The 16,154-nt window shown below is 69.5% G+C and carries 10 protein-coding genes and 1 pseudogene; 7 read left to right on the forward strand and 4 right to left on the reverse strand.

Annotated features, from left to right (window positions below):
• Window positions 1–70 precede the first annotated feature (70 nt).
• The gene (locus WME95_RS33630; RefSeq protein ID WP_437903456.1) at window positions 71–1,408 is read left to right on the forward strand and encodes a hypothetical protein; all 1,338 of its coding nucleotides are present in this window, start codon (window positions 71–73) and stop codon (window positions 1,406–1,408) included.
• Between the two features lie 7 nt (window positions 1,409–1,415).
• Window positions 1,416–1,562: pseudogene (locus WME95_RS33635) on the forward strand (AhpC/TSA family protein); the annotation flags it as partial.
• A gap of 212 nt (window positions 1,563–1,774) precedes the next feature.
• Here WME95_RS33635 and WME95_RS33640 read toward each other — a convergent pair.
• From WME95_RS33640 to WME95_RS33650, 3 genes are read right to left on the reverse strand one after another with little or no spacing between them, the layout of a single operon-like run.
• Window positions 1,775–3,334 (reverse strand): hypothetical protein, encoded by a 1,560-nt coding sequence (locus WME95_RS33640; RefSeq protein WP_437903458.1) that lies wholly within the window; start codon window positions 3,332–3,334, stop codon window positions 1,775–1,777.
• Window positions 3,335–3,371: 37 nt separating this feature from the next.
• Window positions 3,372–5,006 (reverse strand): hypothetical protein, encoded by a 1,635-nt coding sequence (locus WME95_RS33645; RefSeq protein ID WP_437903460.1) that lies wholly within the window; start codon window positions 5,004–5,006, stop codon window positions 3,372–3,374.
• Between the two features lie 20 nt (window positions 5,007–5,026).
• A complete protein-coding gene (locus tag WME95_RS33650; protein ID WP_437903462.1) occupies window positions 5,027–6,130 on the reverse strand; it encodes a hypothetical protein in 1,104 nt (367 codons plus the stop codon).
• Window positions 6,131–6,348: 218 nt separating this feature from the next.
• Here WME95_RS33650 and WME95_RS33655 point away from each other — a divergent pair, with 218 nt between their 5' ends.
• Together WME95_RS33655 and WME95_RS33660 are read left to right on the forward strand one after the other, a co-directional pair.
• The gene (locus tag WME95_RS33655) at window positions 6,349–7,416 is read left to right on the forward strand and encodes an RNA polymerase sigma factor (RefSeq protein ID WP_437903464.1); all 1,068 of its coding nucleotides are present in this window, start codon (window positions 6,349–6,351) and stop codon (window positions 7,414–7,416) included.
• A 120-nt stretch (window positions 7,417–7,536) separates the two neighbouring features.
• Window positions 7,537–8,094: a sigma-70 family RNA polymerase sigma factor gene (locus WME95_RS33660; RefSeq protein ID WP_437903466.1), complete on the forward strand. Its 558-nt coding sequence runs from the start codon at window positions 7,537–7,539 to the stop codon at window positions 8,092–8,094.
• Window positions 8,095–8,121: 27 nt separating this feature from the next.
• Here WME95_RS33660 and WME95_RS33665 read toward each other — a convergent pair whose 3' ends face one another.
• Window positions 8,122–9,078, reverse strand: a complete 957-nt coding sequence (locus WME95_RS33665) for an ATPase (protein ID WP_437903468.1) — start codon at window positions 9,076–9,078, stop codon at window positions 8,122–8,124.
• 757 nt (window positions 9,079–9,835) lie between these two features.
• On the opposite strand from WME95_RS33665, the gene WME95_RS33670 reads away from it, so the two are divergent.
• The 3 genes from WME95_RS33670 (at window position 9,836) to WME95_RS33680 (ending at window position 16,087) form a co-directional block, all read left to right on the forward strand.
• Window positions 9,836–10,012, forward strand: coding sequence for a hypothetical protein (locus WME95_RS33670; RefSeq protein ID WP_437903470.1), 177 nt, complete (start codon window positions 9,836–9,838; stop codon window positions 10,010–10,012).
• 413 nt (window positions 10,013–10,425) lie between these two features.
• A complete protein-coding gene (locus WME95_RS33675; protein ID WP_437903472.1) occupies window positions 10,426–12,258 on the forward strand; it encodes a sigma 54-interacting transcriptional regulator in 1,833 nt (610 codons plus the stop codon).
• Between the two features lie 340 nt (window positions 12,259–12,598).
• Window positions 12,599–16,087, forward strand: coding sequence for a serine/threonine-protein kinase (locus WME95_RS33680; protein WP_437903474.1), 3,489 nt, complete (start codon window positions 12,599–12,601; stop codon window positions 16,085–16,087).
• Window positions 16,088–16,154: the final 67 nt, after the last annotated feature.

Genomic DNA, 16,154 nt, shown 5'->3' on the forward strand with positions numbered 1-16,154 from the left:
GACCATCTGGGGAGACGTATCGCCTCAGAACCCAACGGACCCATGGGACCTCGGACCGAACCGGCTCCGCGTGGGAACCGGCGCGGTCGAGGTGACCGATGGCGGGACGTTGATCAGCCCCGGCGCAACCGTGCGGGCGAGCTACGATCCCGGCATCATCCTGGTCGACGGGTATGGCTCGACCTGGATCAACAACGGATCCATCGAGGTCGGCGACGATCTCGAGAGTCGGATCGTCATCCGTCACGGCGCCGAGGCGATCACCGATGATCTCGTGGTGGGCATCGGAGGCGACACGAACTCTGGCCGCGCGCTCGTCGAGGGGTACGACGCCACCCTGACGAGCAGGACGACGACCTACATCGGCACGCAGGGGCATGGAACCCTGGAGCTCAAACAAGGAGCGAGCTTCTTCTCACACGACGTCTACTTCGGCGGCATCCTCGGCCCCAGCTGCGGGACCTGCACCGGCGAAGCCATCATTACGGGCACCGCGACGAGGTGGGTGAGCACGGGGGCGTTCGTCCTGGGCATGAGGAGCCGCGGCTTGCTGGACATTCGCAGCGGCCAGCTCTCCACCGTGAACGCGCGCATCGGCGGCGATGGCTTCATGAACAGCCGCGCGAGCGTCAGAGGCTGGGGCGGCACCTGGACCAACCAGGGGCTCCTTCAGGTGGGATCGAACCACGGATATGGCACGCTCACCGTCGGCGCTTATGGGACCCTGACCTCAGAAGATACCGAGATCCGCTCGGAGCTCGGAGGTGGCTTCGTCGAGGTGAACGACGTCTATGCGTCATGGCTGAACAGCGGCGATGTTTCAATCTTCGCCTCTCTGTCGCAGTCTCCGTCGCTCCTGATCGACAAGGGCGCCTCCGTGAGGATCGGCGGCCTCCTCCGGACAGGGCTGCTGTTCGGCGGCTATCCCTATCTGGGGCCCTCCGTGCGGCTCGCGAAGGGCGATCTCGTCGCAGGCGCGATCGACGTCGATGCGGGCGACCTCGACTTCGCCGGCGGGCGCCTCGAGACCGGCAGCTTCCTGGGCGATCTCGCCAACACGCAGGCCGGCGAGCTCTCCGTCGGAGAGGTCTACCCTTCGACCGGCATCGCCGGCACCTACAGCCAGGGGCCGGGCGCCGCCCTCCGCATCACGGTCGCAGGCTCGAGCTCCTCGCCGCTCCTCCAGGTGGATGGGGACGTCCACCTCGATGGGGCGCTGGAGGTCCTGCCGGCCGCCGGGTCCGTGTCGTTCCAGGCCGGGGACACCATCGTTCTGCTCGGCTGGAGCGGTGACCTCACGGGGACGTTCGCCTCCGTGAACATCGCCTTGCCGCTCGCCCCAGGGCTCGCCTGGGACACTTCCGCGCTGTACACGACCGGCGAGATCACCGTCGTAACCACAACCTGAGCGCCGCTGGCTCGTCGCGCCCGACGGCCGAGTGCTCGCGAGCAAGTACGGCGAGCACGCGGGCGATCAGTGGTCGGTCGACGAGGTCCTCGCGCTGACGCGTGCGCCTGCGGTGTCGAGCGTGCGCGCGGCGGCCGAGGTGTGCGCGCGGTGATGGAGCCCCCGAGGGCTCGGCCAACGACAACCGCGACGGTCTGCTCGAAATCATAGCCAGGAAGACGAGCCGCTCCCGCCCCTCATCGTCCCAGCTCTCGATCCGTACCGCAGTTTGCAGGTTGAACCCGTCGACCTCCGCCACGAGCGGTCCCCGCCGCTTCGCCTCGAACCTGGCCTCGCCGGCGCCGTCCCCCCCAGACGTGACCGCGGCTATTCGGCTTCGGCGAAGCGAAGCGCCTCGTGGGCCTCGCCGCTCGGCCCCATCGTCGTGCTGCCATCGTGGTTCCAGCTGGTGCCGCCCACGCCCGGCAGTCCCAGCTCGAAGGTGACCCCCTCCAGGGTGAGCTGGTCCTCGTCGAGGTAGGCGATGCCGATCGAGTCGCCGCCGCGCCCGGGGCCGCCGTAGCCGCCCTCGCCTCCGAGGCCGCCGCTGCCACCCTCGCAGGACCACGTGCCGTCCCCCACGGCGCCTCCTGGTGCGCCTCGGCCGCCATAGCCCCCTTCCTCCGGCTCCCCGCCGTCGCCGCCTTTGCCCCCGTCGCGGGCGGTGATGATGCTATCGCGCACCGTCACTTTGGCGTGGAGCGCCACCATCGCGATGCTCGGTTGGCCGTTCTCGCCCCCTCGGCCGCCCCGCCCCCCGCAGCCGCCCGCGCCTCCGGAGCCGCCGCCGGCGCCCCCCTTGGACGCCGCGTCGCACACCGCGAGCCCGCCCCTGCGGCCGCCGCCCCCGCCGCCGCCTTGGCCCGGCATCCCCCGGGCGCCGTCGCCGGCCCTGTCGGGGTGCCATCCGGTCTCATCGATCCGCCCGCGGCCCGTGCCGGGTGCACCGGCGGTACCCCACATACCGCTCTTCCCGGCGACGCCGTTGCTACAACCACCGTCTGCCCGGTTGCCACGTCCTCCTTCCCCATCGTAGTTGGGGTTCGGCTGGGGTACGGGCTCGCCGTCCGCCCCATCTCTAGCGCCGTCTGCGAGCCCATCGCCTCCCTTGCCACCGGCGCTCGGGAGCCCTCCCTCGCAGGAGTTCACCGGCGGGGCCCCACCCGGAACCGTCGCTGCGGAGCACGCGTCTTCCCCATACTGCCCGTCCGGCCCCGTCGCTGCCCGTCCCGGCCATTTCTCCCCATCGTTGCCCCTCAATCCCTGCTCGGTTTCGATCGTGCTTCCGATGATCTCCACCACGGCGCCCGACCGAACGATCACCCCGATATGCCTTGGACTGCGGATGAACATGTGATCGATGATCGAGACCCCGTCCGCTGCCCCCGTATCGCCGGCCCGCGCCGGCTCGATGGTCAGCGGGGTGTGCCCAACGGGGCCAACGAGCTTGGCCGTGCCGTACACCGGATCTGAAATCTCGGGCGGCCGTTCCCATTCCAAGAAGTCGAAGCCTCCGTAGAGATCCATCCCGGAGGGCAGCGTGATGGACTCCACGAAAGCATTGCGGGTGAGGAACACCCGACCGCGCCCGGTGCGCGCTAGCTCGATGGCGCGCGGCAGGGTAGTCACCGGCCTGTCCTTCGTGCCGGGATTCGCGTCGTCACCGCCGAGAACCGGATCGTTGACGAACACGCCGCAGCCGTCGATCGCTCGCCCCGCCGCGAGATGCTCCAGGCAGACCGAATCGGGGATCGGATCCCCGGCACACGTCGACGTACGGCCGCACGGCGGCGCGCCGTCAGGGTCGTTCACCCCCGGCGCCGTGCCGCAACCGGCCGCGGCGAGCGGGAGAAGAGGGACCAAGAGAATCGCGGAATTCAGGCGCATCGGCATCCCTCGCTGGCAGCGTCTCGCGAAGCGCGAATCAATGGGGCGGCTCGCTTGCCGCACCGAAATGATAGAGCTCCCCCCACGGGCCGTCCTCCCCTTTGCCCACCTGGTCCCCCGGGCCGGCGTTCCCCGCGAGGCCCCCATTACCGGCGGGTCCGGCAACAATGTTGGTTCCGGGTCGAATGGCGAAGTTGGGCACGACGTAGGCGATGCCGACGGATGCGCCTCCGAGCCCGCCGCCGGCATCACCTCCGCGACCGCCGTTGCCTCCCCAACCGCCAGGGCACCCCGTCCACATGCGAGCGTCAGAAGTCCCGCCCCCATGACCACCAGACCAACCGAGCCCCCCCAGTTGGCCCGTCCCGCCCACCCCGCCCTCGCCGCCTTTGCCCGTGATCACGTCGCTGGCCCCAATCGTCAGCTCCGCGCCGTCCAGCACGACAATGCCGATGGCCGCCCCGCCATAGCCGCCGCCATAGCCGCCCCGACCGCCACAGCCGCCGCTCCCTCCCGAGCCGCCGGCGGCGCCCCCCTGGGGCAGGCCTGCCCGACACGCGACCATGTCCCCACGCGACTTGCTGCCGCCACCGCCGCCGCCCCCCTGGCCGGTGCCGCCCAGCTTCCCATCCTCGCCCCGGACGCCGATCCATCCATCCTTGCCGAGGTGGCCCACGCCCACCGCGCCGTCCGCGCGACCGGCGTCGGGACCATCTGCGCCATCGCCCCCTTCGCTGCATCGCATGAGGTCCGCGCCGAGCCCCGCGTGGCCATCGCGCTCAGAAATCTGCGCGGGTGTCGGCATTCCCGAGGCCCCGTCGCTCCCCGACTCCAGCCCGCCGTCGCCACCATATCCACCGATGGACTCGATGCCATCGTCGCACACGGTGACCACCGGAAGGGCGCCCGTCGGGGAGTCCGCGGTGCAGGCGTCCACGCCGTCGTTCCCCACCATGCCGTCCGCCGCCCGCTCGGTGTCCGCGTCCTCTCCCGGCTCCCCGTCCTTGCCGTTGCCCGCGACGATCACGCTATCCTGCACGATCGCCGTGGCCCCCGTGCTCAAAATCACGGCAATCGACGACTTTCCATCCGGCGCCGAGGCGTCCGCCGCCACGACGCGCACGCCGGCAATCACCGACGTCGCGTTGTCCCCCGCGAGCGCCGTACCCTCCACCCCTAGGACCCTCAGCGGGATCCCCCCCGGCGGAGCGATGATCGTCGGGTGATCGGGCCCGCCGAATGAGCCCTCGTACGACCAACCCCCGCCGTCACACAGGCGCCCGCCCCAGAGGTCGACCCCCGAGGGCAGCGTGATCGTCTCCGCGAACTCCCCGCCGCAGGCGTACACGCGCCGGGTCGCTTCCTCGCCATGGCCTCGCCCGTGCGCGGCGAGCCCGATCGCGTGTTGCAACGTCCTCACCGGCGCGCCCTTCGTTCCGGGGCTGTTGTCGTCGCCCTGCTCGCTGACGAACACCCCGCATTCATCCAGCGCCGGCGCCGTGCCGGGCTCTCCCTCGCACGGACCGGGCGGAGGCACCGGATCGGGCTCGCACGCCTCCACCTCCCAGCAAGGGTCGGAGTACGGGCACCCTGTCAGCATGCTCGCGCCGCACATGAAGATCGCGACAGCGACGACCGACGTCGCCACGCGCCGGCCTTCCCTCGAACTCATCTTCTCGGCCCCCGATGTCCTCACCACCGCCCCTCGATCATCACGCCGATCTCTCGCCCGGTCGCCACGGGCGAGGCGTGGATCCGATCCTGAACCGGCGTGAGCCCCAGGAAGGAGAAGTCCGTGAAGAAGGACGCGGCGGTCGCTGCCCCGATCACACCGCCGGCGATGAACATGGCCGTGCCCACGCCCGCGGACAGGTTGCGCTCGTCTCGGAGGCGGAGCAGGTCAGCGCACGCCGGGCGGTCCGCCGCTTGCCAGCACCTGGACCCGCTCGCCGTCGCACCGCCGTTGAGCCCGTCGCGCCGTTCGCTCAGATCGCCGTCAAGATTCGTGGCCCGGATCATGAGCAGGCTGCCCGCGGACAGGGTGGCCGTTGTGACGGCGAACCCCGCGATGCGCAGTGTCGTCGGCCACGACGCAGGCTGCCCGGGAGCCTGCGGGCGCGCAGGGGGCGATGCGCTCGGGGGCTTGGGCACCGCGGGCGCGTTGTCCTTGGCGCTGCTCTCGGCCGCGCGTGGCAACTGGATCGTCATGGTCGGCTCGGTCGCCGCCTGCGCGTCCAGCGTCTGGGAGCCTTCCTCGCGGCCCGGTGCTCGGGCCCGCACCATGTGCTTGCCAGGCTCGAAGAACAGTCTGTAGGTCCGCCTGGGTAAGCCGATGGGCTTGCCGTCAATGAACACCTCGGCATCCGGCGGATCCACCGACAGATAGAGCGTCGCGACGAACGGAACGGCCTTGGCCAGTCCGTCCGCGAATCCTCTTTGCTGCTCAGGAGAAAGCGCTTTGCGCCGCTCAAGGCTCCAAGCCAGGTGCTCCGCTGCGTCACGAAACTTGCGCAACTTGAGCTCGCAAAGGCCCAGCTCTCCAGCGATCTCAGCGGATTCTCTCTCTGTAACAGCTGTCGAGTCGATCGCCTCGAAGGCCGCCTTGTACGCGGCGTGTGCCTCGGTCCACTTTCCCGATGCCCGAGCTCGCCGGGCGCGGCGAAGATGGTCCTTTACGATCGAATCGTCGCTTCGTGCGGGGGCCGAATTCCGGTCCTCCGCATGGACCGGATGCGTAGTGCCGACCACGACGCCAAGCATCAAGGATATCCAGAGCGATTGCGCGACAAAACGCATGCACGACGGTACTTACGCCAGCCGTGGCGCGTCAACGGCGCTGAAAGTCGCATGAACTGAACGTTCCGATGAGAAAATCCCGCCCGATCGGGGAATGCGGCCGCCCCTGCCTTGCTGTCGCAGGATCCGCGCCTACATGTCGCATTCTATCCGACCGATACTGGAGCCGTCCTGCATTTTCTTGAAGCCCTCCACACGGCTCAGGTGTTTTACCGGTTATGGGCGAGCCAGGCAGCACCCCTACCGGCTTCGAGTTCTTCAGGCGCCTCGCGCGGCGTTTCGGTGTCCCTGCGCGACACGCGGAGGACCTCGCGCAGGACGCCTTGCTGCGGGAGCTGGAAGCGAATCAGCGGATCGAGCTCGGGGAGGCTCGGGCGGCCTACGGTGCCACCATCGTCCGGAACCAGGCGCGGAACCACGTCCGGAACGCACGCCGTCGGGGGGAGGTCCTGACGTCGTTCGACGATCACGAGCCTCAGGCGGAGTGCCCGACCCCGGAAGAGATGCTCCGCAGGCAGCAGCGGGAGGCGCTCCTCCGCGACCTGATCAACCAGGTCGACCCCAAGTACCGCGACGTCTTGATCAAACACAGGCTCGAGGAGGTGCCGCTCATCGAGATCGCCTCCGAGCTGGGGCTCAACCCGAAGACGGTGAGTACACACTACCTCCGAGCGCTCGAGGACCTCGACGCGGCGGTGAAACGCCGGAGGGCGCGGCAACGCTCGCGCGGATGGGGCGACGCTGCATGCGTCCCGTTCGCCTTCGATCTGCGGGGCCGCGAGGGGTGGCTGAGCAAGCTGGGCCGCCTGAGCATCAAGATCCTGGTGCAGGGGACGGTCGTCGTGCTGGCCGGCACCGTCATCGCGACGTTGCCGGACTCGCTCAGCCCGGAGTCGTGGCTGCGGGCAGCGGTGGTGCGCACTCCTGCGCCCGCACTTGCGGTGGAGGAGATCGCGCAGCCGCCAGTCCAACTTCCCACGCGCGCGGCCGCCGCGCCGACCGCGCCGACCGCCCAGGAGATCGCGCAGCCGGCGCAGGACCGAGACGCACGGGCGCCTGCTCCGTCAGGCGCGCAGGTTCGTCGTACCTCGTTCCCCGTCCGCGCCGTGGTCCCAACCGTCAGCGAGCGCGAGCAGAGCCTCATCGACGAGGCCCGTAGGGCCATCGAGGACCATAACGCGGTCGCAGAGGCAGAGGCGCGCCGATTGCTCGAGACGCATGCAGGGGAGTTTCCGCAAGGCCAGCTCGCCGCAGAGCGTGAAGCGCTCCTGACGCAAATTCGCTGAGTCCTCGGCGTCCCTCCGGCAGCCAGCGGGCGGTGGCGCAGGTGATGTCGTCGGACAGCACGAGGCCGAGATCTACCTTGCGTCCAGACAAGGATGTTCGCGTCCAGGAGACGAAACGTGATGAATGAAGACGAGCGCGCCGCCGCGTACGCGCGCCTGTTTTGCCCGGCGGTCGTACGAGCCGTGCTGCGCTGGCTGCGGAGGCTGGGGGTCCCAGTGTGCCATCGTACCGACGTCGCAGGCCAAGTCTGGCTCAACGCCTGGGAGAGCTGGCCCAGGTTCGATCCGAAGCGCGGCAGGCCTGAACGCTGGTTGAACGCGATCACCGTGCACGTCGCCGCGCACTATCGCGAACGTATGCAGCACCGCAGGGAGGAGCTCGTCGATTTGATCGATGTGCCCGATCCGGCACCGGATGCCTCTGCTGCGATGGAATCCCACAGCGTCAGAACGGGCACCATCGACGCGGTGAACGAGCTTGACCCGCAGCTGCGCTTTGTTCTCAGGGCACACGATCTGGATGGGATCCCGATGGCCCAGGTGGCAGAAGACGCGGGGCTACCTCTCTCTACGCTCTACAAGCGACGCACAAAGGCCCTCGGTGCGCTGCGCGACTGCCGTTCGCCTCGTGCACGACACGAGCCGCAACGAGATCCCCGACGACGACGGCGCGGCTGAGGGCGCTGGCGATCATGATGCGCGAGCTCAGGGCGATTGCCCCTCATCGCCCGGCTCGTCGTCTCCCGACTCGCCCGCCTCCGACTCGCCGTCCGGCTCGGCCTCCTCCGGCTCGCCGCCGTCCTCTCCCTCCTCTTCTCCTCCGCCGTAGGCGCCGCGGGAGACGGGGAACGGCGCATAGTCCTTCATCTTGTCGGTGCCCGCGTACCAGTACTCCGCGGCGGCGCGCAGCTTCCGCTCGGCGTTCACGACGAGGGTGTACGCGGCGTCGCGGAGCTTGCGCGAGCGCACCGCCTCGAGAGAGAGCGTCTTGTCGGCGAGCATGCGCGCGAGCACCGGCGAGAGCTCGCGGAGGCGATCCGCCGCGGCGGCCTCGTCGCGAGGCGCCTTTTGAACGGCCTCCGCGTGCTCGGAGCAGAGCAAGAGGAGATCGGAGGCGTCCTGGACCAGATCCGCGTCGCCGCTGCCCGCCCGGATCGCCATGAGCCGCTTTTGACCTTCGGGGCTCTTCTTGAAGCGGAGATCGAAGAAGCGGAGGAGCGATTGCTTGATCTGGGCGGCCTCGGCGGCCGGCTTCTGGAAGGCCGCGACGGCCCGCTCCTGGCGCTGCTGCGCCGCTTGCCAGCGCGATTGCACGACGCGCAGGAGCTCGATCTTTTCACGAAGCCCGCGGATCTCCTCGCGCGTGAGCGGGGGCTCGTCGTCGGGGAACGGCGTGCGCACGAGATCCGCCGCGTCGCGCTCGGCGGCGAGCTGGATGCGGCTCGCCCAGATGACGCGTCGAGCGAGCTTGCCTGGAAAGAGTGAGGCGTTATCGCCGAGCGACTCGGCTTCTCGGAGCAGCTCGGCCTCTCGCTCGGCGCTCAGCGTGAACTCGGGCGCACCGCCCGACGAGCGGTGCGCGCCTCCGGCGTCGCTCGAAGCGCGCGTGTTCTGGGCATTCTTGGTCCTGGATGAAGCTGCGGTGGTTGCCTTCGGTGCCATGGCGATGAAATGTCTCCTTGTCGAGGTCAGCGCCCCTCCGAGCAGAGGGGCGGTCGCTCAATGAGGGAATCGGCGCCACCGAGGCTTCGGGTCACAGGAGAGCACGATACCGACGTTTTCGTCGCAAGCTCGCAAGCGCAAGGTCGCAAGGAGACAGAGGCGCCGCGCAAACGGATGCCGGAGCTGCGCAGCAGCGGCGACGGCCACGCGCAGGCGTCGAGCCATGGCAACGCAGGGCAACCAACTGGGCGCGCAGGAGGGCGCCGGGGTTGCGCAGGAGCCACGTGATCGTACGGTAGGACACCAAAATGGGTGCGCAGGAGGGTTGCCGGTGCCGCGCAGGAGCCACGGTACCGTACGGTAGGACACCAAAATGGGTGCGCAGGAGGGTCGCGGGGGCCGCGCAGGAGGGCGCCGAGGCCGCACAGGAGGGCGGCCGGGACCGCGCAGCAGGACCGCCGGGGCTGCGCAGGAGGTCGCCGAGGCCGCGCAGCATGTACGAGCGGAGCCCTGGTAACACTTCTGACCGGGAGCTGCGGTGACACTTCCTTGAACTGCGGGCCCATGCTCCGGGAGGGCTGGAAACAGGGACCGGATCCTCGTCGACGCGCCACGGTCGCCGTCGCTTTCGAGCGTCCAGGCGGTCGAACAGGGGGAAACAGCGCCGCCTCGTTCGCGGGGCGCTCCGTCGCTGCCCCCGGGCTGCTACTTTCCCCCCATGCCCTCCGTGCGCCGCTCTGCCGCCGAGATCCTCCGCATGGTGCCACCACGCGACCGAGCGGTGCTGCTCCGGCTCGGCCTCGACCTGAACCATCCAGCGGACGCGGCGCTCTTCGTCGACGGCGTCCGAGCCGCCGACGACGCCATCGCAGCGCAGGAGCGCTGGGAGCGCGCAGCGGTCCGCCGCTCGAGCCACACGCGATCGCGTCCCTGATCCGGGTGCGCGCGTTCAGTCGCCTGGCGCCGGAACGCGCGCTGCATGTCGTCGCGCGCCGCGGTGACATCAAGAGCGAACCCCCGGAGTGCCGCGTTCCGCACTGCGTGCTGCTCGCGCTCGGCCCAGAGGACACGCCGCTCGCGATCGAGCGGCCGTCGAACCCAGGAGGGCGGAGCGAGGAGATGCGGAAGCAGAGCGCCGGACATCATCGTGCCCCCCGATCACGTTCGCGGGCAAGGTCGACCAGTTCGGCCGCGGCCTCGCCCTGGGGAGAGCGGAATCCTGTTGCAGCGGCGGATAGGGCGGACAGAGCATCACCGCCTGAGGCGAACGCGGCGGGGAGCCCGTCGGGCATCTTGAGCATCGACGCCGGACGGGTTGCGCCTCTAATCTTCACGAGGGGAAGAGCTATGGACGACCAGCGGCACGACGACGGACGGAACGACACGAGCACCGAGAAGCTCCCGGGCGGCGGTGATGGGCCTCCCGCACGACCACGGCCCCACGGCGTTTCCGTCTTGTTCTGCCATCGGGGCGGTGTCGAAGCGATGCGGCTCGATCCTGACCAACCGACGATGGTCGTCGGCCGACGCGCGCCCGCGGATCTCTGCATCCCCGACACCATCATTTCCCAGCCGCATGCGCGGTTCACGTTCGTCGACGGCTACGTCCTCGTAGAGGACCTCGGCTCCACCAACGGAACCTGGGTGAACCACAAGCGGATCGACGGGCCCGTCATGCTCACGCCGGGTGGAGAGGCCATGCTGGGAAACGTCAGCGCTCATGTGGTCGCCCTCGGTCCCGTCGCCACGTCGATTGTGCTGGGCGAGGCGGCCTTCTATCGGGAGCTCGACGCTGAGCTCGCGCGTGCGCAGTGCTTGAACCGAAGTTTTGCGATCATTGCAGTGCGCCCCGGTGAAGCGGAAATAGCGAGCACCAAATCCGGGTCGTGGGCCATGCAGCTTCCGGCGACTCTGAGGGCTGTTGATCGCGTGCATCTGTGCAGGCCGGATACGGCGCTGATCCTGCTACCCGAGGCGAGCGCGGAGAACGCCGCTCGGATGGCGACAGCGGTCGCCTACGGCGCCGGTGAAGGCGGAGTTCGCCGCGTCGGCCTGGCCGTCTACAAGAAGGCCGGGAGCTCGGCGCCGAAGCTCGTCGACCGAGCACGCGAGGCGGCGGGCCGCGCGACCCTGGAATGTCCCGTCGTTGATGAGTCGACCAGCCGGCGGTCGAAAGGGGACGTAGACAGCTCAGACGCCCCGATCATCGGCGCGTCTCAGCGAGAGCTGTTCAGTAAGGCCGAGCGCGTGGCCTCGGCGCGCGTTCCCGTACATATCAAGGGCGAGACCGGTACGGGCAAAGAGGTGCTCGCACGCTTTCTCCATGAGCGCGGTCCGCGCGCGGGCAAGCCGTTCATCGCGGTAAACTGCGGCGCGATCCCTAGCAATATCGTCGAGAGGGAGCTCTTTGGCCATGAAAAGGGCTCTTTTACCGGTGCCGATCAGTCAAAGCCGGGCTATTTCGAGGCAGCTGACAAAGGGACACTGTTTCTCGACGAGGTCGGCGAGCTCGACCCTGAAGTACAGAAGACGCTGCTCCGAACCCTCGAGACGCACCGCATCCGCCGGGTCGGCGCGACCCAAGAGACGAAAATCGACGTGCGGGTCATCTCGGCCACGCACCGCGACCTTAAGGCGATGGTCGAGGACGGCCAGTTTCGCACGGATCTAGTTTATCGGCTGAACACGATTGAGCTGGAGCTGCGTCCCCTGCGCGAGCGGTCTGATGAGATTGAGGCGTTTGTGGAACGCTTCATGAAACGCGCAAACGATGACAACGGCCGCAGCGTGCGTGGCATCGACCCCGAGGCGATGGCGCTGCTCCGCACGTACAGCTGGCCGGGAAACGTGCGCGAGCTCCGCAACGCCATCGATCACGCTGTCGTGTTGGCCGAGGGCGATCAAATCCAGCTGGAGGATCTGCCGCCGCGTCTGCTCGCGAACGCCCTGCCGGTGGGAGCCGAAGGTGCCCCTGTGGCAGTTCCGCCGTCGGATCTTGCCGAGACCCAAGCGACCGGCGGCAAGCTCCGATCAGAGCGGGCTCGTACGGAAGCGCAGCTCATCAAGGATGCGCTCCGAAAGACGGGGGGGAATGTGAGGAGAGCGGCCGAGCTACTCGGAATCCCGCGCGGGACGCTGAGGTACAAGATGGAGGTTTTCGGCATCAAACTCCCGAAGTGATAGGCCATCGTTGGCGACCGGGTGGCGAACCTCGACCCTCCGGTGGCGAACCTTAGCCCGCCGGTGGCGAACCTTAGCCCGCCGGTGGCGAACCTTGGCCAGCGCTCCGCGCAGGCGATGAGCAATCATGCGGATTTTCGCGGGGATCCGCGACGCGCCTGGCTCGGCATGCAACGTGCTGAGTGTCCGTGACGTGAGCAGGAAGAGCGAAGGCAGCACGACGATGCCGCAAAGGAAACCTGAGGGGGAGCGCCTCCAGGGGCCCGCGTCTGCCGCTCGGTCTCCCCGGAGGATAGGACGCCAGGCCGGCGTCGAAGCTGCGGTAGCCTCCTGCTCTCGGATGATCGACGAGCAGGGAGCAGCCAGCGACGCACCGGACGAGCCTCGCCAGCTCGGCCCGTACCGGATCATCGAACTCCTCGGCAAAGGCGGCATGGGCGTCGTCTTCCGCGCTGCACACTCCCTGACAGGCGAGGAGGTGGCCATCAAGACGGTGCTCGGCGTGAACAACGCCGACCACCTCGCCGCGATACGCCGTGAGACGCGGGTGCTCCGCCGCTTGAACCACCCTGGCATCGTTCGCTTCCTCGACGAGGATGTCACCGGCGGCGTGCCCTGGGTCGCAATGCCGCTCCTCCGGCGCGACACGCTCCGGGATCACCTCGCGGCTACCTTTTCGAAGGACGCCGGCCTGGGGGCGGCGATCACTATTCCCGTGCAGGCTTCGGGGTCCGTTGCGGCCAGCGTCCGCCTGCGCACCGGCGCGCCCGCAGCGAGCGCGGCCGCGCGCCCGCTCGGCACGATGCTCACGCTCATCCGTCGCCTTTGCGCGCCGCTCGCCTACCTGCATGGCGAGGGCCTGGTGCACCGCGATCTCAAGCCCGCGAACATCGTCCTCCAAGACGACGGACGCCCTGTCCTCGTCGACCTGGGGATCGCTGTTCACTTCGGCGGCGCTGGCCGCGAGGAGCTCGACGTGTACCCGCTCGCCGGCAGTGTGGCCTACACGGCCCCGGAGCAGCTCCAGGGGGAACCGGTCGACGCGCGCGCCGATCTCTACGCGCTCGGCTGCATCCTCTATGAGTGCGTGACGGGACGACCTCCCTTCCTTGGCGACGCCTCGTCCCTTCGCGAGCAGCACCGCACGGCCTCACCTCAGCGCCCCTCGGCTCTTGTCACGGGCCTCCCGGCAGCACTCGACGACCTCATCCTCACGCTCCTGGCGAAGAATCCACAGCGTCGGGTCCAGTACGCCGCCGACGTCGCCACAAAGCTCGTCGCGCTGGGCGCGGCCGCCGAGCGCGACGAGGGCCCGCCGCCACGCGTGTACCTGTACCGGCCCGTGCTCGCAGGTCGCACCGATGCCGTTTGCAAGTTGCAGATGATGACCCAGCGCGCCGCCTCCGAGAGGCGAGATGCGATCGCGCTGGTGCACGGGGAGAGCGGCTCCGGGAAGACGCGGCTCGTGCGAGAGGTGAGCCGCGCCGTCATGGCGAATGGGCTGTCGCTCCAGGTGTTCTCGGGCGTGTGTGTTGCGCCTGGGGCCGGCGAGGCGGGTGCGATGGCGGCGATGGCCGCCCCGCTGCAACCGCTACGTACGACGCTCTTGGCAGCGGTCGATCAAGCGCGCGCATCCGAGACAGAAGCAGACCGGCTCTTCGGCGGTCGCCGCGAGGTGCTCGCGGCCTACATGCCAGAGCTGCGAGCGCTCGGGAGCCTATCGGAGCCGGCGCCCCTGCTGCCTTCGCAGGCGCGGAAGCGCGTCGTCTCCGCGCTGCGGGAGACCCTTCGGGCGCTTGCCGAGGCGAGGCCGCTCTGCCTTCTCCTTGACGACCTCCAGTGGGCCGATGATCTGACCCTGGCCCTGCTCGATTCGTTTGCCCGAGCCGAGCCCGACGAGCGCGGTGGCGTACTGATCATCGGCACCTACCGGATGGAGGAGACTCGCCCGGAGCTCGAGGATATCGCGCACGCCCCGGGGGCCACCTCGATCCGGCTCGACAAGCTGGCCGCTCGCGACATCGAGGACATGGTCGTGGGCATGCTCTCGCCAAGCATGCCGCCCAGGACCGTGCTCGACGCGCTCATCCGCAACGCGAACGGCAACCCGTTCTTCGTCGCCGAGTACCTGCGCGCGGCGCTCGACGCAGGGGAACTTCAGCGGGAGCAGGGCGGCGGCTTCTCTTTCAAGGGGCGCGGCGCCGCGGCGCTCGCCTCCCTCCAGATCCCGGGCACGCTGGACGAGCTGCTCGGACGGCGGCTCGACCTGCTCGACGCGGAGGCGCGGGTGCTCGCGGCGTGGGCGGCGGTGCTAGGGCAGGAGCTCGACGACGAGCTCCTCTTCGCGGGCCCACTCGGACAAGACGCGACCACCGAGGCAGTTGCTGAGCTCCGGGCGCGGCGAATCCTCGAGGAGACGGAGACAGCTCGGCTGCGCTTCGTGCACGACAAGCTGCGCGAGAAGGCCTACAGCCAGCTCGATCCGGAAGCGCGGGCCGCGCTACACCAGCGCGCCGGCGAGGCGCTCGAGGCGCGCGGCGCCCAGGCGCCAGTGCTGGCGCACCACTTCGCGGGAGCAGGCCTCCACGGCAAGGCCGGCGCGCACTTCGCGCGAGCCGCGCAGCGCGCCGCCGAGGTCTATGCGAACCGCGACGCCGTCCGCTTCTATCGCCTGGCCATCAGCGCCCTCTCAACCGCTGGCGCCGCGCCTGCAGCGCTCGCCGAACTCCACGAGGGGCTGGGCGACGTGCTCGGGCTCGTCGGGCGTCAGGCCGAGGCCCGCGATGCCTACGGCGCGGCGCTCGGCGCGGCGACTCCCCGCGTCGACCATGCCCGGCTCCACCGCAAGATCGGCAAGACCTGGGAGATGCACCACCAGCACGCCAGGGCGCTCGAGTGTTACGGGCAGGCGGAGACCGCCCTCGTCGGTGAGCAGGCCGAGCGAGCCTCGGGTGAGGCCCAGACGTGGTGGAACGAGTGGATCCAGATCTATCTGGATCGCATCTCCGTGCATTACTGGCTCGCCGATCTTGCCCGGCTGGATGCCCTCATCGAGACCGTCCGCCCCGTGCTGGAGCAGAGAGGTACATCGCTGCACCGCGCCCACTACCTCCACGCGCTGACGCAGCGGGGCATCCAGCGCGATCGGTTCGTCGCTTCCGCCGAGACGCTGAGCTTCGCCGACGAGTGCGTCACGGCGTACGAGGCCGCGGACGCACCGCCCGAAGGTCACTGGGCTCTGGCCGCCCGCTGCAGCCTCGCGATCGTCCGCATGCTGTACGGCGACCCCGACCAAGCCGAGGCCGAGATGCGCGACGCCCTCTCGATCGCGGAGCGGAGCGGCGACCTCGAGGTCATGACGCGCTGCCTGACCTATCTCACGCTCATCCAGCGCAGGCGGAACCTCGTCGAGGGTGCGGAGAACCTGGCCAAGCGGACCTTGAAGCTGGCAAGGGCAGAGAACGTGCGCGAGTACGCCGGAGCCGCCTTGGGCACCCTCGCGTGGTGCGCGCTCCAGCGCGGCGACCTCGCACGGGCCGAGGAGGCAGGCCAGGAGGCGCTCGTCTGCTGGGAGCCCCTCCCCCTCGTCTACCCCTTCCAGTGGCTGGCCAGGCTGCCGCTCTGCCGGGTGGAGCTCGCGCGTGGTCGCCTGGAGGGCGCCATCGCGCAGGTACGTGCAGTGCTCGACCCGCGGCAGCAGCGCTTGCCGGGTCGGCTCACCAAGCTGCTCGAGGCGGCAGCGCGCGCCTTCGCGTCAGGCCACGAGGCCCGCGCTTGCCGGCCGCTCGCGCTGGCGCTCCGCGGCGCCCGCCACGGCGGCTACGCGTGAGCTGAGCCTCGACTCAACCGATCTACTTGACGGCGCGCCGAGGCCCGCCGCGCGGCCCCCGTCCGCG

This window comes from Sorangium sp. So ce327 (genome assembly GCF_051530205.1).
Classification (GTDB): Bacteria; Myxococcota_A; Polyangia; order Polyangiales; family Polyangiaceae; genus Sorangium; species Sorangium cellulosum_B.